Below are 21,893 nucleotides of genomic sequence, written 5' to 3'. Positions count from 1 at the left end.
TAAAATCCTTTCATCGAAAAAAATTTTTTTTTCCAAACAATCTCATCATAAATACTTAATTTTAAGATATGTAAGCCTATTCCGTTAAAATAAAAAGCAAGCAAACAATACTCCGAGCACAATTCTACTTATTACTTTTTGTGTGAAAAAATTATAAAAAACTGCACCAAAACAGTACTAAGCGGATGCCTTTTTCATTGAAAATAATACCACTGCAATAAACATTTTTTTGTTTCTAAAACAGCATAAATTTCTCTATGCCATTTTATAAAAATATTAATCGTTTGATTCTAAAATGTTGGTGTCATGAAAAAAAATTACTTAGTTATAATTTTATTGTCTTTAAATTCACTTTGCAGTTTTGGGCAAGATTGCACAACAGAAAAAATCATATCTGACCCTATAATATGCTTAGGAGATAATGCTACAATCACGTTGTTCGCCAGCGTGACCGGTATGAACTATCAGCTACAAAGTGGCGTTACAGCAATCGGTAGTCCAGTGAGTGGCACAACAGGTACCGACATCACTTTTTCAGTTGCTCCTTTCGCCACAACTACCTATACTGTAATCGCAACAGATGGAATCTGCAGCATCACCTATGCTGACGATGCACTAGTTACTGTTAATCCCTTACCAACCCCTACAGCAGGAAGCAATGCTCCACAATGCTCCGGTGCTACATTAAATCTTACTGCAGCAGGAGGAACCTCTTACAGTTGGACCGGACCCAATAGCTTCAGTTCAACCGCTCAAAATCCATCCATAAATAATGTAACGACAGCGGCTTCGGGAACGTATACTGTGACTGTAACAGATTCAAATGGTTGTTTTGCAAGTACAACCACAAACATTGTAATTAACGCTTTGCCAACAGCAACAGCAGGAAGCAATACTCCGCTCTGCTCCGGTGCTACATTAAATCTTACCGCATCAGGAGGAACCTCTTATAGCTGGATTGGACCCAATGGCTTCACTTCAACTGCTCAAAATCCATCCATAAATAATGTAACGACAGCAGCTTCGGGAACCTATACGGTTACTGTAACAGATTTAAATGGTTGTATCAATACAGCAACGGTCCTGGTGACGGTGAATCCACTTTTAGTACCATCAGTGATTATTGGAGTAAGTCCCGGAAATAATATATGTGCGGGCACGTCTGTTACCTTTACAGCCGCGCCTGTTAATGGCGGCACCACTCCTGTGTATCAATGGAAAATAAACGGTATAAACACAGGAACTGATAGTCCAATGTTTACTACGTCATTATTAGCAAATACGGATAAAGTGACCGTTGTTCTCACTTCTAATGCTACCTGTCCTTCTCCTGCAAATGTTACCAGCAATATAATTACGATGACGGTAAATGATATGGTGACGCCATCAATAAGTATTTCCTCATCGGCTACAACGATTTGTCCGGGCAACACTGTAAATTTTTCTGCCATACCAATAAACGGAGGCAGTATTCCTTCTTATCAATGGATGGTTAACGGCCTTAATGCTGGAACCAATAGTCCAAATTTTTCTACTTCATCATTGGTTAATGGTAATGTAGTAACCGTAAAACTCACATCAAATGCCGCTTGTGCATCTCCCATAACTGCTACCAGCAATGCAATTACTATTACGGTAAACCCCGCAACACCCGCAACACCGGGATTCATTACAGGAACAACCCCTGTATGTCCCGGTACTACCGGATTAGCCTATAGCATTGCTGCGGTCACCAATGCGACAACGTACACCTGGACCGTTCCAACAGGATGGTCCATAACCGCTGGCGCAGGAACAGATGCAATTACAGTAAAATCAGGTAGTGCTGGTCAAAATGGAAACATAAGCGTTACTGCCGGAAACAGTTGCGGAACAAGCGCAGCAAGCACTTTGGCTGTAACGGTAAGTCCGGCAACACCCGCAACACCCGGAATAATAACAGGAACTGTTGCACAATGTCCCGCAGTAGCCGGTCAGACCTATAGTATCGCTGCAGTAACCAATGCCACAACGTATACTTGGACCGTTCCAACGGGATGGTCTATAACTGCTGGCACAGGAACGAATTCAATTACCGTGACTTCCGGTAGTGCAGGACAAAATGGAAACATTAGTGTTACCGCTGAAAACAGTTGCGGAACAAGTGCTGCAAGAACTTTAGCTGTAACGGTAACTCCGGCAGCACCGGCAACACCCGGAGCAATAACAGGAACTGTTACCCAATGTCCTGCTCTAGCCGGTCAGGCCTATAGTGTCACTGCAGTACCTAATGCGACAACGTATACCTGGATCGTTCCAACGGGATGGTCAATCACAGCTGGCGCAGGAACAAGCGCTATTACCGTGACATCGGGTAGTGCTGGTCAAAATGGAAACATTACTGTTACAGCTGGAAATAGCTGTGGAACAAGTTCAGCGAATACTTTGGCAGTAACGGTAAGTCCTGCAACACCTGCAACACCGGGAGCCATAACTGGAATAACCCCCGTCTGTCCCGGCATTATCGGATTAACGTATAGCATTGCAGCAGTAGCCAATGCCACAACATATACCTGGGCAGTTCCAACAGGATGGTCCATAACCGCTGGTACAGGAACAAATTCAATAACCGTGACATCCGGTAGTGCAGGACAGAATGGAAACATTAGCGTTACCGCAGAAAACAGTTGCGGAACAAGTGCTGCAAGAACTTTAGGGGTAACGGTAACTCCGGCAGCACCGGCAACACCCGGAGCAATAACAGGAACTGTTACCCAATGTCCTGCCCTAGCCAGTCAGGTCTATAGTGTCACTGCAGTACCTAATGCGACAACGTATACCTGGACCGTTCCAACGGGATGGTCAATTACTGCAGGTGCAGCAACAAATTCAATTACCGTAACATCAGGTGGTGCTGGTCAAAATGGAAACATCAGCGTTACAGCTGGAAATAGCTGTGGAACGAGTGCAGCGAATACTTTGGCAGTAACGGTAAGTCCTGCAACACCAGCAACACCAGGAATAATAACAGGAACTGTTACACAATGTCCCGCATTGACCGGTCAGACCTATAGCATTGCTGCAGTAACTAATGCCACAACGTATACTTGGGCAGTTCCGGCTGGATGGTCCATAACTGCTGGCACAGGAACAAATTCAATAACCGTGACATCTGGTAGTGCAGGACAAAATGGAAACGTTACTGTTACCGCTGGAAATAGCTGCGGAACAAGTGCAGCTGCGACTTTGGCTGTGATTGTAAGTCCGGCAACACCCGCAACACCAGGAGTAATAAGTGGCTCAGCAGAACAATGTATTAGCAAAGCCGGACTTGTATACAGCATAACCGCTGTTCCAAATGCTACTTCTTACACATGGACTTTGCCTTCAGGATGGAGTATAACAGCAGGGATAAATACAAATTCTATTACAGTTGCAACATCAGGAGCTGCAGTTGGTGGAAATATTACCGTAAGTGCAACCAATTCTTGTGGTACAAGTGGGGTGCAAACTTTTGCTGTCACAACAAATACCGCTGTACCGGTGGCACCCGCCGCACCAACTAGTCCACAATCTACATCAATATGCCCTGTTGTTGCTGGATTGCAATACAGTGTTACCGCAGTGGCTAATGCTACAAATTATACCTGGACTTTGCCAACTGGCTGGATTATTACTGCCGGATCTGGTACAAATGCTATCACGGTTACTGCATCAGCTTCTGCAGTTAGTGGTAACATATCAGTAAAGGCAAATAATGCCTGCGGTTCAAGCGCAGCTAGTGCCAATTTAGTCGTAACCGTTGGTAATTTTGCTTTTGTCGATGCAGGGGTCGATCACGTCGTTTGCGCTGCATCGCCCGACGTTTCACTTTCACCAACAACAGGCGGAGCAACGGGAAACAACAACGTGACTTGGTCTTCCTCTAATGGAGGTTCTTTTTCTCCTAATGCCAATAAATGGAATGCCGTTTATACTCCCGGAGCAGCCGCAATAGCGGCCGGAACCGTAACATTAACCATTGCATCTGATGATCCATCAGGATCTTGTGCAGCAGTAACTGATCAGATGGTAATTACCATTAGACCAACACCTACAGCTACTATTGCAGGCACCACAACAATCTGCTCGGGATCATCAACTACGATAACATTTACTGCAACACCGAATACGACGGTTACCTACAAGATAGGAGCCGGAGCGAATCAAACCATTTCGATTGATGGGACAGGGATCGGAACTTTAAATACTGGGGCATTAGCTGCCAATACAACCTATAATTTGGTAAGTGTAGCGTATCCAACAGCCCCTTCTTGCAGTGTCGTTATTTCAGGAACAGCAACAATAACGGTTAATCCACCAGCAACTGTTAATGCCAACGCGGATCAGACTGTTTGTGCTTCTAGCCCTAATGTTACTCTTGCCGGTTCCATAAGTGGAGCGGCAACATCAGCAACCTGGAGTGGAGGAGCCGGAACATTCAATCCTAATAATACAACGCTCAATGCAATCTATACACCAAACGCAGGTGAAATAACCGCCGGTACAGTAACCCTGACACTAACGACTAATGATCCTGCTGGTCCTTGCCCGACCGCATCAGATCAAATGGTGATCACGATTAACCCATCCGCTGTTGCCAATGCCAACGCAGATCAAACGGTGTGTGCTTCCAGTGCTGCCGTTACCCTTGCGGGTGCTCTAAGTGGAGCTGCTGCATCAGGAACCTGGAGCGGGGGTGCGGGAACATTCAATCCAAATAACACAACGCTTGGTGCGGTATATACACCAACCGCCGGAGAAATAACAGCAGGCACGGTAACTTTAACATTAACAACTAATGATCCGGCAGGTCCATGCCCTGCCACATCCGATCAAATGGTGGTTACGATTAATCCTTCCGCTATTGCCAATGCCAGCGCGGATCAGACTGTATGTGCTTCCAGTCCCAATGTTATTCTTGCCGGTTCAGTCAGTGGAGCGGCAACATCAGGAACCTGGAATGGAGGAACCGGAACATTCAATCCGAATAACACAACACTCAATGCAACCTATACACCAACCGCAGCTGAAATAACCGCAGGTACCGTAACCTTGACACTAACGACTAATGACCCGGCTGGTCCCTGCCCGACAGCATCAGATCAAATGGTGATTACGATTAATCCTTCAGCTGTCGCCAATGCCAACGCAGACCAGACAGTATGTGCTTCCAGTCCCAATGTTACCCTTGCCGGTGCTCTAAGTGGAGCTGCCGCATCAGGAACCTGGAGCGGGGGTGCGGGAACATTCAATCCAAATACCACAACGCTTAATGCAGTATATACGCCAACGGCTGCAGAAATAACCGCCGGTACCGTATCCTTAACATTAACAACTAATGATCCGGCTGGTCCATGCCTTGCCACATCAGATCAAATGGTAATTACTATTAACCCTTCCGCTGTTGCCAATGCCAACGTTGATCAGACCGTTTGCGCTTCCAGTCCCGTTGTTACTCTTGCCGGGGCTATCAGCGGAGCGGCAACATCAGGAACCTGGAGTGGAGGATCCGGAACATTCAATCCGAATAACACAACACTAAATGCAACCTATACCCCCACCGCTGCAGAAATAACTGCAGGTACCGTAACCTTGACACTAACGACTAATGACCCAGCTGGTCCATGCCCGACAGCAGCCGATCAAATGGTAATTACCATTAACCCTTCCGCTGTTGCCAATGCCAATGTAGATCAGACTGTATGTGCTTCCAGCCCTACAACTACTCTTGCTGGTACTGTAAGCGGAGCTGCTACATCAGGAAGCTGGAGTGGCGGTGCGGGAACTTTCAGTCCGAATAACACAAGCCTTAATGCAACCTATACACCAACCGTCGGAGAAATAACCGCAGGTACGGTTACTTTAACATTAACAACCAATGACCCTGCAGGTCCGTGTCCCAGCATATCAGACCAAATGACGATTACCATAAGCCCTTCCGCTACAGTTAGTGCTGGTGTACCATTAACTATCTGTTCCAATACAACCGCTTTGATGGCTGGTTCATTTGGAGGAAGTGCTACCTCAGCCACTTGGAGTACAAGCGGAAATGGCACCTTTAATAACAATACACCAACGGCAATTTACACACCAAGTGCGGCAGATATTAGTGCCGGTACCGTTACGTTAACATATACCACTAATGATCCGATTGGTCCCTGTCCATCCATAAACGCAGCTATCCTTCTAACGATTAAGAAAGCTGTCGTAATTACAACGCAACCTTCAAACACCAGTATATGTGCCAGTTTCCCTGCTGATTTAAACGTCGTTGCCATCGGTGACGGTTTAACCTATCAGTGGTATAAAGGCACTGTTCCTACTGGTACGCCAGTGGCTAATTCAGCCAATATATCGGGAGCGCAATTAGCAAACCTGCATTTTAATCAGGCAAGCTTAACCGATGATGGCAACTACTATGTAATCGTTAGTGGAGCCTCACCCTGCGCACAGGTTACCTCTGCACAACGAACATTAAATGTAGACCAGGCCATTATTGTATCTACCCAACCGGCTTCACAAACAGTTTGCAGCGGTTCCAATGTGACATTTACGGTGGTGGCAGATGCAAATGGTGATCCTTTGTCTTTTCAATGGAGAAAAAACGGGACAAATATTGGTGGAGCAACTTCTACCACGACATCTTCTACATTAACCATAAATAATAGTACAGCGGCAGATGCGGCAAATTACGATGTTTTGATTTCAGGTCCTGCAGGGTATACTTGTTCATCGGTACAATCTGCCATTGCAGCTTTAACTGTTAATCCGCTACCGACAATTAGCGGCACACTCACTGTATGTGAAGGAGCGACAACCCAATTGAGCGGTTCAGCATCGCCGGCTGCGGTTACTCCTTGGGTATCTTCCAATACGGCAGTAGCCACTATCAGCACTACTGGTTTGGTAGCCGGTATTAGTGCCGGTACAACGCTAATAACGTATACCAATAGTAATGGTTGTAAAATAACAGCAACAGTTCAGGTAAATCCTACGCCAAATGCTATAGCCACAAATACTACGCAAACAATCTGTTCAGCTAGTGCCATTACAACGATGGTTCTTTCAGGAAATGTAGCTGCAACAATTTTTAACTGGACTAGAGATAATACAGTCGCGGTAACCGGAATTGCAGCCAGCGGAACCGGAAACATCAGTGGAAGCCTAACAAATACTACCAGTGCACCAGTAACCGTAACTTTCACCGTTACCCCTACAGTCAATGGATGCACCGGAACGTCAATAACAGCAACGATTTTAGTAAATCCAACTCCTAACGCGATTGCAGCCCCAGCGTCACAAACGATATGCTCAGCTGGTGCAATTACAACAATAGTTTTATCTGGAAGTGTTGCTTCAACCACTTATAATTGGACCAGAGACAATACAGCAGCCGTTACCGGAATTGCGGCCAGCGGAGCCGGAAACATCAGCGGAAGCTTAACCAACACTACTAATGCTCCTGTAACGGTGACATTTACAATCACACCAACGGCCAACGGTTGCAATGGAACACCGATAAGCGCGACCGTGCTGGTAAATCCTACACCAAATGCAGTGGCCACCAATGCTGCTCAAACCATTTGTTCAGCAACTGCCATTACAACAATGGCTCTTTCCGGAAATGTGGCAGCAACTACTTATAATTGGACCAGAGACAATACAGTGGCCGTAACCGGAATTCCGGCCAGCAGCAACGGAAACATTAGCGGAAGTTTAACGAATACAACTAATGCACCCGTAACGGTGACTTTCACAATCACTCCTACGGCTAATGGTTGCAATGGAACGCCGATAACAGCAACAGTGCTCGTTAATCCAATGCCAAATGCAGTGGCCACCAATGCTGCTCAAACCATTTGTTCAGCAAGCGCCATTACAACGATGGCTTTATCTGGAAATGTGGCAGCAACTACGTATAATTGGACCAGAGACAATACGGTAGCGGTAACCGGAATTGCAGCCAATGGAAGTGGAAACATTAGCGGAAGCTTAACGAACACTACTAATGCAGCTGTAACGGTAACATTTACAATCACACCTGCGGCTAATGGTTGCAATGGAACACCAATAACAGCAACAGTGCTGGTCAATCCAACACCAAATGCAGTGGCCACAAATGCTGCTCAAACCATTTGTTCCGCAACCGCCATTACAACAATGGTCCTTTCCGGAAATGTAGCAGCAACTACGTACAATTGGACCAGAGACAATACAGTAGCGGTAACCGGAATTGCAGCCAGCGGAACCGTAAACATCAGCGGAAGCTTAACAAACACTACTAATGCACCTGTAACCGTAACGTTCACCATTACTCCTGTAGCTAATGGATGTTCAGGAACGCCAATAACAGCAACAGTTCTCGTTAATCCAAAACCAAATGCAGTGGCAACAAATGCAGCTCAAACCATTTGTTCTGCAAGTACCATTACAACAATGGTTTTATCTGGAAATGTACCTGCAACGACTTACAATTGGACCAGAAACAATACGGGAACCGTAACGGGAATACCAAATAGCGGAAGCGGAGACATTAGCGGAAGCTTAACCAATACCACCAGTGCACCGGTAACCGTAACGTTCACCATTACCCCTATAGTTAATGGATGTTCAGGAACATCAATAACAGCAACTGTTTTGGTGAATCCAGTTCCTAATGCAGTTGCAACTCCGGCGACACAAACGATCTGTTCCGCTAGCGCAATTACAACAATAGTTTTATCAGGAAGCGTTGCTGCAACTACTTTTAACTGGACCAGAGATAATACAGTAGCGGTAACTGGAATAGCTTCCAGCGGAAGTGCAAACATCAGCGGATCTTTGACGAACACAACCAATGCAGCTGTAACGGTAACTTTTACCATTACACCAACGGCAAATGGTTGTACCGGAACACCAGTAACTGCAACGGTTAGTATTGAAGCAGCTTCAGCAGGAGGCGCAGTTACCGTTTCTCAACCCAATATCGTACCCGTTGTCAGAATCGTTACGGTATGTCACTCTGCCAGCGGAACAATATACTTGAGTGGGTACACCGGGACTATCGTACGATGGGAATCTTCAACCACAGGAGGAGCTAGTTGGATTCCAATTGCAAATATTGGCATAACATACGATTACACCAATATTTTGGCCACTACACTATTTAGAGCCGTTATCCAAAACGCATTATGTACGCTGGCCTATTCCTCCACAGCAATTATAAACGTAATTCCAAATATCAAACCTTCACCGGTAAGTGCTACGCCTTCCACAATATGCAACGGCGATTCAACAGTTCTGTCTTCACAAAGCGGTTACGCGACGAGTCAAAGTTTAACCTCCGGAGGTGCTTTTGACACTGCCAATCCAAAAGACTGGTTGGTAGATGGCTGCGGAAATTGTCTGTCTGCTGGTGGTAGTAATACAAATCCAGGTCCATTTCAGGAAAGTGCTACAAACGGAGGTACTTATTCCGGCATAAATTATACCTCCTCTGGAAAATTTGTCATTGCCAATGGTAATTTCAACTCCATATTGCAAACACCTGTTTTTAATACATTAGGGTTAACATCCGCAAGTTTACATTTTGATCATGCCTATAATTTATTAGCCGGTGCATCCGCAAAAGTTGAAATTTCTATAGATGGCGGCGCCACATACAATACTATTTTAGCCCAATATAATGGGCCGGGCACTCAACTTCCCTATACTATCACTACTAATATGAATATCGATTTAAGTGCCTTTTTGGGACAAACCAACTTAAAAATACGATTTAATTACCAGGGTACAGTAGGGAGTTCGTGGGCAATAGATAACATTCAAATCCCAGAGGCCCCTATAGGGGTGCTAACCTCGCAATGGGTTGACACCAGAACAAATACTATCATCAGCAATACCAATGCAACCAATGCAACTGTATCGCCAACTGTAACAACCACCTATGCAGTGACATCCTATCTTAATGGTTGCACTAGTTTTGGGCCTAATGGAACTACTTATGTGACAGTAACAGTAAATCAAAGACCTATAGTAACTGCTCCTCCGGGGATAATTTGCTCAGATGACACTACTAATATTCCACTTACCAGCAGTGAACCGGGAACAACATTTGCATGGACTGTAGTTCAGACCGGAGTGTCAGGGGCAAGCCCAGGTACCTTAAATACCATTGCACAAAAATTAACAACAACAGGCGCTACTTCAGGAACTGCTGTTTATACCATTACACCCACTTCTAACGGGTGTGCGGGAACAGCAAAAACAGTAACCATAGCAGTAAATCCCAGACCTACAGCAAACATAGGGCCGTCACAAACGATCTGTTATAATGGTACGGCTACTTTTAGTATTGCATTAACGGGAACCGCTCCGTGGAACCTAACGTACAGCAATGGTTCCACAACGACAACTGTAAACAATATCAATTCAAATCCTTTTATATTAACCGTTCCAAACATAACGGTAAATAAAACATTTACTGTCACCGCATTGAGTGACGCTAACTGTATCGCAAAACCAACAGATCTCACCGGAGCCCCAACAGTTACCGTTTTAACCGGAACAGAAGGTATATGGACAGGCCTGGTAAGCAGAGATTGGTTTGATTGTAAAAACTGGGAACAAGGATTACCTTCAAGTACCATAAATGCCGTCATTAATGCCGGCAAACCAAATATGCCATTAATAGATCCCGCAAACTCTCCTTTTGCGGCAGTATACAGCAATATTGCCAGCGCCCAAGATATACTGATTGCCGGAGGAGCTTCGGTCAGTATGGCAGCCATTGGTGTTTCAGATTTGCAAATTAGTCGCGACTGGAAAAACAGCGGCGTTTTTACTCCCGGAATTGGAACAGTAACCTTTAATGGCGCAGGAGCAAATCAAGTCCAAACGGTGAATCTTGGTATCAAGACCAATGAAACTTTTTATAATTTAACCACCAATAATTCAGGAACAGCCAAAGGAATAAGTGTGGTTGATGGCTTTGAACTAACCGTTTCTAATGCCGTATCCCTGCTAAGCGGTGATCTCCGTTTAACTGGCGAGGCTCAGTTAATTCAGGCCGGAACGGCACCAAATCCAACTGCCGGTTCAGGAAAATTATTAAGAGACCAACAAGGTCAAAAAAACAGTTTCAATTACAATTACTGGTCGTCTCCTGTAAGTGCAAATAATATTAATTACTCCGTCGGCGGTGTTTTAAGAGACGGAACTGATGTCACCACAAGTCCATTTAGTCCACTTGCCATAAATTTTGGCGATGGTGCATTTTATGCTGATGGTCCATTGGAAATTCCTATAAAAATAAGTAACCGATGGATATGGTCCTATAATTCCCCAACACCCGACTCCAATACGGAATTGCAGGATTATTTTCAATGGAACTATATAGGCAGCACAGGGACTTTAAAAGTAGGAGAAGGATTTACCATGAAAGGAACTGGTGGACCGGCCGCAGTCGATGCGCTTCAAAACTACGTTTTTGTTGGAAAACCTAATTCCGGAACTATTTCGTTGAATCTAAGCGTACCAGACCAAACCTATTTAGTTGGAAATCCTTACCCATCAGCGATTGATGCCAATGAATTTATTTTAGATAATTTGGCAGGCAGAGCCGGTGTCAATGTATTTAATGGAGCACTTTATTATTGGGATCATTTTGGCCTGTCAAACAATCATCTGTTGGCGGAATATCAGGGTGGTTATGCTACTTATACTTTAATGGGTGGACTAAAGGCCGTTGCAGACAATCCTTTAACTGTAAATGATGGTTCAACCGGATCAAAAACACCAGGACAATACATACCCGTGGCACAAGCTTTCCTTGTGGATAACGCATTAGACCCTACTCTAGCCGGGACAACTGCAACCGTTCAGGGCGGGACGCTCAAGTTCAAAAACAGTCAACGCGCATTCGTCCGAGAAACTGCTGCGAGTTCCGTTTTTATGAAAACTGCCGGAACTAAAACCACCACACAAGAAAAACCGGAAACAAGGTCAAAAATCAGATTAGGTTATACTCCTCCAATGGGTGCCCACCGACAACTATTAGTAGGAGTTGACAGCCATGCTACTAATGAATTTGACATTGGTTACGAAGCACCTATGTTAGCAATGGAAGGGGATAATTTCTATTGGGAATTGAGTAACAGCAAGTTTATCATTCAGGCAATTCCAGATTTTAATATCGATCGAATAATACCATTCGGACTTAGAATCGCAAATGAAGGATTGACTACCATCAAAATTGATGCGCTAGAAAACATCCCTGAAACTACCGACATTTATTTATATGACAATGCAACGGCAATCTATCATAACATTAAGAATACTGATTTTAAAATTGCGTTAGCCGCAGGGGAGTACAAAACCCGTTTCTCGTTACAATTCACCGATAGAACGCTTGGTGTTGATGAGAATACTGCAAATGGCATTCTTGTTTTGTATTCCAACAACTATAAGGTTTTAATTATCCAAAACAAACTGCTTGACACCACAGTAAAAGAAGTGCATCTCTTCAATCTGTCAGGACAGGACCTTTCCAAATGGGACGTTGAAAATAGGGAACAAACCAGAATTCAAATTCCAATCAAGAATCTAAGTTCAGGGGTTTATATTGTTATGCTAAAAACTTCAAAAGGAACGTATAGCAAAAAAATAATTATCAGATAAAAATCCCACAGCTGCTGCTGATGTAAGTTGTAAAGTAATCATCAATTTAAAAGTGATATTTAATTATTCTTTTTATATTTGGATAATGAATTCAAATACAAGAACAACTAATTATATAAAAATGAAAAAAATAGCCCCCCTTTTAGCCGTACTTTTATTTACAATTAGTGCTGTCGCGCAAGAAGCAAAACCAGTTGCAAAGGAAAAAGCTAAAAAAGAATCGTGTTGTGCTAAAAAAGATTCCAAATCAAAAGAGATGAGTGCAGCAGATGTAGAAAAATGCAAAAAAGGAAGTGGAAAAAAATGCTAACAAAAGTATAACTATTCTATTCTTAGTAAAGCAAACGGCTTTTGAGGAGGCCACTGAAAAACATTGCTTGTTTTATTAGCTTCGTTTTTTAGACAATAAAAAAACGCTTGTAACAGGATTTTAAAGATCCATTATAAGCGTTTTTCTTTTGCAACTGTTTTTTATTTTAGGTTCTATCATTGATTTTTGACTTACATCGGTCCCATGCTGCGCACTGCACGCGTAGCTTGCATTTCACATATTAATTTGAGTTCATTTTAAGTTGACTGCAAAATTGCTATTGCTCCTTGCATTTGGGGTGGGATACGTTCGGCGACGGGAAATAGCTTTTTAGCTATTCCAAAAAAGAAAAAGTTGTTCTCGGAATACAACCGTTTTAAGCGCGAAGGATTGCAGAGAAAAGTCAAAAAAAACGGCTGAAATTTTCATAAAAAAAGCAACCAGGCTCTTTTTTGAAACAGAAAATTAATAAATTTTTAGATGACCTGAAACTTAAAGCCAGCATTTTGGGGAACGCCGGCATTCTTAATTTTTTAAATAAAGTCCTATAATCATTAAAGACAAAGCAAAAAACATACCCATAAACCATTTTAAAAGTTCAGATTTATTTTGTTCCATTTTTAGTTCGAGCTTTAAAAAATCTTCTCTAACAGAACTCTTAAAATCGGAGTTTTCGTATTTAATATCGTTTTGAACTTCTTCTTTTATTGCCTCTGCAAATTCTTTTGCTTTAGCATCAGATAGTTTAAATTCAGTTTTTAAAAAATTGTATAAATTTAGATTTACTGTACTCATGATGCATTCTTCTTTTTAAAAGTATTATTAATTCCTTTAGGTTCTATTAAAAAACACTTTTTATCTAAAAATTCATCCCGCTATTCATTATCAAATTTTAAATATTTCCGGAACCGGAATTTGCTAAACATTTTAAAATTGCTATTATTTAATATAAAATACAAATTTATACAATATTAACCAAAAATAAAATTAATATTTTAAGAGCTTGATATTAATCCGAAATGATTTTACATAAGATAAATTTTCTATGCCATCTCGTATCTTTTTAAATCCGGTGTGTTCTTTAAAAAATCTTCTTTTGCTTTTGCCAGATTATAAGACCTTTGCAAGTTAAGTAAAGGCTTGCAGTTCCTTGAAATACTTTCTCTAATCGTAAAGCCATGCTAGGGGAACAGCAGCATGTCCTTTTCTATTTTCATAACTACCTTTTTTATTTAGCTTTTACACTCCATTCAAAATCCATTTCGGAAACCTGGATTCCTTTTTCATCCGTTCCAATAGATTTCATCCAGAAGGTATGCCCTGCTCCACTGGCAATAGTTTCTTCAATGGCTTTTGCTATTAAATGGCCATCATTACAGGTAAAAGTGATTCTTCCAGTCGCTTTCTTTGTGAAATTCCCTTTATTATTAGCCACTAACATCGATATTTTTTTTTCGCTTTTTTGAATTTGATACATGACCAAAGCTCCTGTAGAAAGCTCAGCAGCCATCGCTTGTACGGCAAAATACATGGAATGAAAAGGATTTTGATTGATCCAGCGGTGCTTTACAGACACTACGCATTTACGCTCATCTATCGCTTTTACGCGTACACCGCAGATAAATGCTGATGGCAATTTGAACAATAGAAATCTATTAAGTTTTGATACGGTAAGTTTCATTATTGCTGGTTTTTTTGCTAAAATACAAAAAAATACTATGCGTACATATTAAAATACTTTGTTAATATTATGTTAATATTTGGTACTATGCGAAACAAGATACTATCTTTTAGCCATATATTTGCATAAGAAATTACTATATACTTTTAATCATGGAAACAACTACTGAAAAAAACACCGCAACATTTACTCATTTGAGCTGCTTAACTCAATATTTCATTCCTTTTGGAAATTACATTTTCCCAATATTGATTTGGTCTTCAAAAAAAGACACATCGGAATTTGTGGATTATAATGGAAAACAAGTGTTGAATTTCCAATTGAGTTTATTGCTCTATTCTTTAATATTAATTATGATAGCTGTACCAACATTTCTAATTACTTTCTTTAAGAATATACCTTTTGAAGCTTTGATAAATGATCACGATATTGTTTTAAGAAATTTTAGCTTTGAAGGCAACATCGGACTGTTAACAGTCGGTTTAGTTGCTGTATTACTTTTTGGCCTTTTGAAAATAGCAGAATTCTTTTTAATTATTTATGCTGCCATAAAGACATCAAATGGTGAAAAATACAGTTACCCCATCACGATTCCTTTCATCAAGTAGAAAAAAAACAGATTAAAATAAAATAGAAGTATAAAGTGAAATAAAAAAAGCAGGACACTAGCCAAAGGGAACTGCCAAAATAAAGAACTCCAAAAAAAAAATCATCAATCATCAATCAAAAAATGAATAGTTTAATCAACCAAAAATCAAAAAAAAGAAATTATGAACATTGAAAACACAAAAGCCCAGATGCGTAAAGGTGTTCTCGAGTTTTGCATCCTATCTGTATTAAAAGAAAAAGATGCCTACACATCGGAAATATTGGACACTTTGAAAAACGCAAAATTGTTAGTGGTGGAGGGAACCATTTATCCATTGCTTACCCGATTGAAAAATGACGGATTGCTCAACTACCGTTGGGAAGAATCCACCTCAGGACCACCAAGAAAATATTATGGTCTCACCGAAATAGGACAAACATTTTTAAATGAACTTAGTGGCACCTGGACTGAATTATCCGATGCCGTAAACCTTATAACCAACCAAAAACAATAGTCATGAACAAAACTGTAAATATAAACCTAGGCGGAATGTTCTTTCATATAGATGAAGATGCATACCAAAAACTGACCCGATACTTTGATGCCATTAAACGCTCTTTAAATAATTCATCAGGGCATGATGAGATCATAAAAGATATCGAAATGCGTGTTTCGGAATTATTGAATGAAAAACAAAAAAGCGACAAACATGTTGTGGGATTAAAAGATGTAGATGAGGTGATTGCCGTAATGGGACAGCCTGAAGATTATATCATTGAAGATGAATTAAAAACGTCTCAACCTTACAGCGACAACACCAACAGAAGAACAAAAAAACTGTACCGAGATAAAGAAAAAGGTATGATCGGCGGAGTTGCCGCAGGATTAGGTCACTATTTTGGAATCGATGCTGTCTGGATCAGAATTATTTTAATTTTATTGGTTTTTGCAGGATTTGGAACAGGTATTCTTGCTTACATTATCCTTTGGGTTGTAACACCAGAAGCCATTACAACCTCAGAAAAACTAGAAATGACAGGGGAGCCGGTTAACATTTCAAATATCGAAAAAAAAGTTAGAGAAGAGTTTGAAAGCGTTTCAGGAAAAATAAAAAATGTTGATTACGACAAATATGGCAATCAAATAAAAACGGGTGCCAATAAACTGGGAAACTCACTTGGTGATTTTATTGTAACTGTTTTCAAGATTTTTGCAAAATTCCTGGGTGTGATTTTGATTATCACCGGAATAGCAACTTTAGTATGTCTGCTGATTGCTGTTTTTACCTTAGGCTCATCGAATTTTATTAATGTGCCTTGGCAAAGTTTTATTGAAGCAGGAAATTTTACTGATTATCCTATTTGGTCTTTTGGATTATTAATGTTCTTTGCAGTTGGAATTCCGTTCTTTTTCCTAACCCTTTTAGGCTTCAAATTATTGTCTCCAACGATGAAGTCAATAGGAAATATTGCAAAATATACGCTATTGGCACTTTGGATAATTGCCATTGCAATCCTGATATCAATTGGCATAAAACAGGCATCAGAAGTGGCTTACGAAGGAAAAACAGTTCAAAAAGAAACCATCAGTATGCTGCCGACTGATACCTTGTATGTAAAATTCAGATACAATGATTATTATACTAAAAGCATTAATGACAGGGAAAACTTCAAATTTGTGCAAGACTCTGCAAATGCTCAACTGATTTATTCCAATAATGTAAGATTGCAAATTTTACATACGGACGAAAAATTACCATTCATCCAGATTGAGAAGATGGCAAGAGGAAAATCATTTCAGGATGCCAAAAAAAGAGCTGAAAAAATAAAATACACGATTAAAATTGAAGGAAATCATTTGATTTTAGACAATTATTTATTGACCGAAGTGAGCAATAAATTCCGTGATCAGGAAGTGGAAATCTTTTTATATTTACCGGAAGGAACTTTATTGAAACCCGATTCCTCCATTCAGGATTATGACAGATCTGATGATTCATTCTTCAATTTACACTACAGCTCAGACAATTACATTTACAAAGTGGAAAACTCTCAGATAAAATGTTTAAATTGTCCTGCTGATGAAAATGAATACGATGATGCAGACAATGATACGGATAACGATAGCACTCAGACCTCTGTCATTATTAATAAAAACGGGGTTTCGGTAAAAAATGACACAATCATTAATTCAAAAAATAACATTCAGGAATTAAAAATTAATAAAGACGGCATTATCATTAAAACCAAGTAGTCATGATAAAACTCATCACATTAATCACAAAATTCATTATTGTCACTTTGACGGCCCTTTTATTCGCATCATGCAATCACATGATCAATATGAAATCAATAGAAGGAAGTGGCCATGTCACAACTGAAAAGCGAATAGTGCAAGGCGATTTTAAAAGCGTTGCAGTCAGCAATGCACTAGAGCTTGTTATTGAGCAATCAGACAAAACAGAAATTATTGTTGAAGCGGATGACAATCTGCAAAAAGAAATCACTACAAAAGTGGAAAACGGCAAACTTATTATTGCTTGTGATTACCATTCTTTCAAGAATATAAAATCAAAAAAAATAACTGTAAAGATGCCTGTAATTGATCTGTTAGAAGCTTCAAGTGCTGCTACAATCAAAAGCAGCAACACAATAAAAGGTGAAAATATCAGAGTGGATGCCTCCAGTGCAGCTTCAATAGTGTTAAATATTGAATCCGATGCCATTTTTTGTGAATCCAGTAGCGGAAGCACCATTGCCATCAATGGAAAAGCACTTACCCTTGAAACAAAAGCGTCAAGCGGAAGCACAATAGATGCTAACGATTTGTTGGCAAATGAAATCAAAGCCCGCGCCTCAAGTGGTGCTTCTGTTCATATCCATCCCATTGTGAGCCTGGATGCAACAGCGTCAAGTGGCGGAAGCGTCAGTTACAACACCGTTCCAAAATCCATTCGAAAAGAAGCGAATTCAGGAGGAAGCGTTCATCAGCAATAAGAATTCCTATCGATTAAAAAACAGCTAAATCATCCATCAAAGTGGATGATTTTTTTATATTTGTATATACCTAATCCAACCGAAAATGAAAAAATATACTGTCATACTCGTACTCCTTTTATCAAGCACATTGACACTGGCTCAGAAAAAAGATAAAATAAAAGGATCAAGAACGGTTACCGTCGAGCAAAGAGAAGTTGGTAATTTTGAAGCGCTTGAAGTAGAAGACAATCTCGAAGTTCATTTGGAAAGAGGAGAAAAAACGGAGCTAAAAATTGAAGCGGATGACAATTTACAGGATATCATTTCATTCGATTTAAGAGACAGTATACTCCGTATTTACACCACTAAAGAAGCGGTGAGTTACAAAAAGTTACTTGTGAGGGTTACCTATACCCAAGATTTAAATTTGATAACTTCAAAAAATGAAGCCACTGTAAACGCGATACAAGAAATCCAATTGGACACTTTAACCATTAAGGCACATGATTTTTCCCAACTCTATTTAAATGTTAGTGCCAAAAAGTTCCTATTACAGGCTGATGACAAATCGAAAACAGAACTGAATTTAAAATCAGAAAAGACGATTGTGGAATTGAGTAAAAATGCAGCGCTGAAAGCACTGGTTACCGCTATTGATTTGAAAGTTGACCTGTACCAAAAATCAGAGGCAACTATAGAGGGAGACGCAACCAATGCCCTTATACGACTGGATAATAACGCCACGCTGACAGCAAACAAACTGACTGTAGAAAACGCTGATATCACTACAGAAAGTTATTCCACCTGCAGTCTAAACGCAACGGCAACCGTTATTATTGACGCCGCCGATCAATCAGAGGTGCAGCTTTTGGGAACACCAAAAATAGAAATCCGACAATTTGCCGATGAAGCCAAATTGATAAAGAAATTAAAATAGAAAAATAGCTCCAAAAAAAAAGTCTCAATTTATACAAACTGAGACTTTTTTTTGAAATCATACCTTACTGGTTATTCTTTAGAAGCCAAATATCTTTCGGCATCAAGAGCAGCCATACAACCTGTTCCGGCTGCAGTAATGGCTTGACGATACACATGATCTGCCGCATCACCTGCTACGAAAACTCCGTCAACATTCGTTTTTGAAGTTCCAGGGGTATTGATTATATATCCTGTTTCGTCTAAAGTGACAAATTCATTAAAAATATCTGTATTGGGTTTGTGACCAATAGCCACAAAGAAGCCCGTAGCGGGAATATCAAAAATAGCTCCCGTAGTTTTATTTTTTGCTTTTACACCTTCCACCACTTGTTCGTCACCCAGTACTTCAACCGTATCGTGATTCATTAATATAGTGATGTTCTCCGTTTTGCGAACGCGTTCTTCCATAATTTTTGACGCTCTGAATTTTTCACTTCGAACCAACATCGTTACTTTTTTACAAAGTTTTGACAAATAGTGTGCTTCTTCACAAGCTGAATCGCCTGCTCCAACGATTACCACTTCTTGATTTCTATAGAAAAATCCGTCACAAACAGCACAGGCAGAAACGCCACCACCCATTTTCAAATAGTGTTGTTCTGAAGGCAATCCTAAATATTTAGCAGAGGCTCCAGTCGAAATAATTACTGTTTCACAATGCAATTCTTTTGTACCGTTGATCCAAACTTTATGAATAGCTCCGGAAAAATCTACTTTAGTGGCCCAACCATCACGCACATCCGTACCAAAACGTTGTGCTTGCGCTTGTAATTGAACCATCATCTCAGGTCCTGTCACACCATCGACATAACCCGGAAAGTTCTCTACTTCATTCGTTGTTGTTAACTGACCTCCAGGCTGGATCCCCTGATATAACACTGGATTCATATTAGCTCTGGCGGCATAAATAGCTGCAGTATAACCTGCTGGACCAGAACCTATAATAAGACATTTAATTTTTTCTATTGTATCAGACATAGTGCTTTTTATTACATTTTTGAAGTTGCAAATGTAGTTTTTTAATAAAAAAATCCGCTTATAAAAACATCATTTTTACCTATTCTAAAATAATTTTCTCCTATTTTGATTTTTGATTTGCTGAAATAGAAAATAATTCTATCTTTGCAGCGGAATTACGGGGTGTAGCGTAGCTCGGTTATCGCGCCTGCTTTGGGAGCAGGAGGCCGCAGGTTCGAATCCTGCCACCCCGACAAAAGTCGAACAGAAATGTTCGACTTTTTTTATTTATAAACTGCTCTGACTGCTCTCGCATTGAAATAAAATTGGGATCAATCCGAAAACCTGTGAGGAGCAAAAATTGTGGCTCGAAATCCTATTCTGTCAAATATCAAATTATCAGGATATATTGAACCAATTAAATCCCTGCAGGCGACAAACTCCGAATTGTCATAGATAGATGAATTCTAAATAAATTTTCAATTCCCTGACTAAGCAATTTTTCAATATCATCTTGATCAGTGTTTAGACCTGAACATCTTGCTTGAAGTCTCGCTAATGTCTCCGCATAATCAGATTTTATTTCCCTATAATCTACTGCATCTATTTGATTAGTTATTAATAAGGGTAAATTTCACCTTCGATATTTTTAATAATCAGCAAAAGTAAAAAGGATTCATAAAGCTATAATTATTTCAGTAACTTTGCCCTCAATAAATTATTTTTTGCAATAAAAAAAATCACAAAAGCTGAAGTTGAATTTTTTTTAGCACAATCAACTTTTGACCTTAAACCCGGACAAGGCGCAATTAGTTTTCCAATAATTGAAAGAATTCATAGGAGATTACAACTGGATAAAAGATTTAGTTCTATAAAAATCCATGAAGGAATTATCACAGATGGGCATCATCGTTACATCTGTTTAAGCATTTTAGGATTGGAAGTTGAAACATCTAAAGGGGGAAGAAATCCATCTGCCGAAGGATTTGACTGGAAGAAATTAAATATTGAAACAAACGATTACGATACTGATGCAGATATTCAGCGTTATGAGGAATTGTACGGTTGATTAGCAGTAAGTTAAAAAAATAGTTAATATGTTTTTATTAAAGAAAAGACATTACCTTTGTATCATGTTAATATTATTAGACATAGATGGTGTAATGCTTTCGGCATCTTCTTGGAAACCCGTTGAGAGATTAGACGATGGTTTTTCAAGTTTTAGCCCTAGAGCTATTTCAAGTCTTCAAAGAATTATTTCGGAGACTGGGGCTTCTATTGTCTTGACTACATCTCATAAATCTACATATAGCTTACCTCAATGGCGAAAAATTTTCAAGAAAAGAGGTATTAATGTATCTATTGTTGGGAAGCTTGAAGACAATACTACTTTTTTGACCCGTAAGGAAGAAATCCTAAACTGGCAACTTAAAAACCAGAGCGTCAATGATTATGTTATTATTGATGATGATAAGTCACTGAATGGTTTACCAAGTAACATTAAAGACAAGCTAGTTCTTACAAGTCCTATGGTGGGTTTAACTAATGATGATGCTTTGTCTGCTATTGAAACTTTAAGGAAATCTGAATTAGTTTATGCTTAACTAAAAAGTTAATTAATTATATAAGCCTCTTTTTAAGAGGCTTTTTTATGCAATTTTACCAACCTATTTAATAGGCACAGCTTTCTTGATTCTCTCTCTTTTAAGAGATTTGAGAAAA

The 21,893-nt window shown here is 40.1% G+C and carries 12 protein-coding genes and 1 tRNA gene; 10 read left to right on the top strand and 3 right to left on the bottom strand.

What is annotated here, in order from left to right:
• The first annotated feature begins 306 nt into the window (after nt 1–306).
• Together ACNQGH_RS09540 and ACNQGH_RS09535 are read left to right on the top strand one after the other, a co-directional pair.
• On the top strand, nt 307–12,678 hold the full coding sequence (locus ACNQGH_RS09540; RefSeq protein WP_417955771.1) for a PKD-like domain-containing protein: 12,372 nt from the start codon (nt 307–309) through the stop codon (nt 12,676–12,678).
• Between the two features lie 121 nt (nt 12,679–12,799).
• Nucleotides 12,800–12,988, top strand: a complete 189-nt coding sequence (locus tag ACNQGH_RS09535) for a hypothetical protein (protein WP_417955769.1) — start codon at nt 12,800–12,802, stop codon at nt 12,986–12,988.
• A gap of 525 nt (nt 12,989–13,513) precedes the next feature.
• Here the strand turns inward: ACNQGH_RS09535 and ACNQGH_RS09530 are convergent.
• Together ACNQGH_RS09530 and ACNQGH_RS09525 are read right to left on the bottom strand one after the other, a co-directional pair.
• Nucleotides 13,514–13,783, bottom strand: a complete 270-nt coding sequence (locus ACNQGH_RS09530; RefSeq protein ID WP_417955767.1) for a hypothetical protein — start codon at nt 13,781–13,783, stop codon at nt 13,514–13,516.
• Between the two features lie 433 nt (nt 13,784–14,216).
• Complete coding sequence (locus ACNQGH_RS09525) at nt 14,217–14,669, bottom strand: DUF4442 domain-containing protein (protein WP_417955765.1); 453 nt, start codon at nt 14,667–14,669, stop codon at nt 14,217–14,219.
• A gap of 152 nt (nt 14,670–14,821) precedes the next feature.
• Here ACNQGH_RS09525 and ACNQGH_RS09520 point away from each other — a divergent pair, with 152 nt between their 5' ends.
• The 5 genes from ACNQGH_RS09520 (at nt 14,822) to ACNQGH_RS09500 (ending at nt 19,173) form a co-directional block, all read left to right on the top strand.
• Nucleotides 14,822–15,277 (top strand): DUF4870 domain-containing protein, encoded by a 456-nt coding sequence (locus tag ACNQGH_RS09520; RefSeq protein ID WP_417955764.1) that lies wholly within the window; start codon nt 14,822–14,824, stop codon nt 15,275–15,277.
• Nucleotides 15,278–15,439: 162 nt separating this feature from the next.
• Nucleotides 15,440–15,772, top strand: coding sequence for a PadR family transcriptional regulator (locus tag ACNQGH_RS09515; RefSeq protein ID WP_039110051.1), 333 nt, complete (start codon nt 15,440–15,442; stop codon nt 15,770–15,772).
• A 2-nt stretch (nt 15,773–15,774) separates the two neighbouring features.
• A complete protein-coding gene (locus ACNQGH_RS09510; RefSeq protein WP_417955763.1) occupies nt 15,775–17,511 on the top strand; it encodes a PspC domain-containing protein in 1,737 nt (578 codons plus the stop codon).
• Nucleotides 17,512–17,513: 2 nt separating this feature from the next.
• Nucleotides 17,514–18,254, top strand: a complete 741-nt coding sequence (locus ACNQGH_RS09505) for a head GIN domain-containing protein (protein ID WP_417955762.1) — start codon at nt 17,514–17,516, stop codon at nt 18,252–18,254.
• A gap of 85 nt (nt 18,255–18,339) precedes the next feature.
• Entirely contained in the window at nt 18,340–19,173 is an 834-nt protein-coding gene (locus ACNQGH_RS09500; protein ID WP_417955761.1) for a GIN domain-containing protein, read from the top strand.
• A gap of 71 nt (nt 19,174–19,244) precedes the next feature.
• Here the strand turns inward: ACNQGH_RS09500 and trxB are convergent, their stop codons facing one another.
• Complete coding sequence (gene trxB / locus ACNQGH_RS09495; RefSeq protein ID WP_143385882.1) at nt 19,245–20,192, bottom strand: thioredoxin-disulfide reductase; 948 nt, start codon at nt 20,190–20,192, stop codon at nt 19,245–19,247.
• A gap of 158 nt (nt 20,193–20,350) precedes the next feature.
• On the opposite strand from trxB, the gene ACNQGH_RS09490 reads away from it, so the two are divergent.
• The 3 genes from ACNQGH_RS09490 to ACNQGH_RS09480 all read left to right on the top strand — a co-directional run bounded on the left by ACNQGH_RS09490 (nt 20,351) and on the right by ACNQGH_RS09480 (nt 21,775).
• Nucleotides 20,351–20,425, top strand: a tRNA-Pro gene (locus ACNQGH_RS09490).
• 683 nt (nt 20,426–21,108) lie between these two features.
• A complete protein-coding gene (locus tag ACNQGH_RS09485; protein ID WP_417955760.1) occupies nt 21,109–21,240 on the top strand; it encodes a hypothetical protein in 132 nt (43 codons plus the stop codon).
• A 28-nt stretch (nt 21,241–21,268) separates the two neighbouring features.
• On the top strand, nt 21,269–21,775 hold the full coding sequence (locus tag ACNQGH_RS09480; protein ID WP_417955759.1) for an HAD domain-containing protein: 507 nt from the start codon (nt 21,269–21,271) through the stop codon (nt 21,773–21,775).
• Nucleotides 21,776–21,893 lie beyond the last annotated feature (118 nt).

Origin of the sequence: Flavobacterium kochi, assembly GCF_048286715.1 — a bacterium.
Classification (GTDB): domain Bacteria; phylum Bacteroidota; class Bacteroidia; order Flavobacteriales; family Flavobacteriaceae; genus Flavobacterium.
This window is presented reverse-complemented; position numbering and strand designations above follow the sequence as displayed.

Excerpts from the sequence above, each read along its gene's own strand:
- ACNQGH_RS09505 (WP_417955762.1), top strand. The coding sequence starts at position 17,514 with ATGATAAAACTCATCACATTAATCACAAAATTCATTATTGTCACTTTG.
- ACNQGH_RS09480 (WP_417955759.1), top strand. The coding sequence starts at position 21,269 with ATGTTTTTATTAAAGAAAAGACATTACCTTTGTATCATGTTAATATTA.
- ACNQGH_RS09540 (WP_417955771.1), top strand. The coding sequence starts at position 307 with ATGAAAAAAAATTACTTAGTTATAATTTTATTGTCTTTAAATTCACTT.
- ACNQGH_RS09530 (WP_417955767.1), bottom strand. The coding sequence starts at position 13,783 with ATGAGTACAGTAAATCTAAATTTATACAATTTTTTAAAAACTGAATTT.
- ACNQGH_RS09500 (WP_417955761.1), top strand. The coding sequence starts at position 18,340 with ATGAAAAAATATACTGTCATACTCGTACTCCTTTTATCAAGCACATTG.
- ACNQGH_RS09520 (WP_417955764.1), top strand. The coding sequence starts at position 14,822 with ATGGAAACAACTACTGAAAAAAACACCGCAACATTTACTCATTTGAGC.
- ACNQGH_RS09515 (WP_039110051.1), top strand. The coding sequence starts at position 15,440 with ATGAACATTGAAAACACAAAAGCCCAGATGCGTAAAGGTGTTCTCGAG.
- ACNQGH_RS09510 (WP_417955763.1), top strand. The coding sequence starts at position 15,775 with ATGAACAAAACTGTAAATATAAACCTAGGCGGAATGTTCTTTCATATA.
- ACNQGH_RS09535 (WP_417955769.1), top strand. The coding sequence starts at position 12,800 with ATGAAAAAAATAGCCCCCCTTTTAGCCGTACTTTTATTTACAATTAGT.
- ACNQGH_RS09525 (WP_417955765.1), bottom strand. The coding sequence starts at position 14,669 with ATGAAACTTACCGTATCAAAACTTAATAGATTTCTATTGTTCAAATTG.
- trxB (WP_143385882.1), bottom strand. The coding sequence starts at position 20,192 with ATGTCTGATACAATAGAAAAAATTAAATGTCTTATTATAGGTTCTGGT.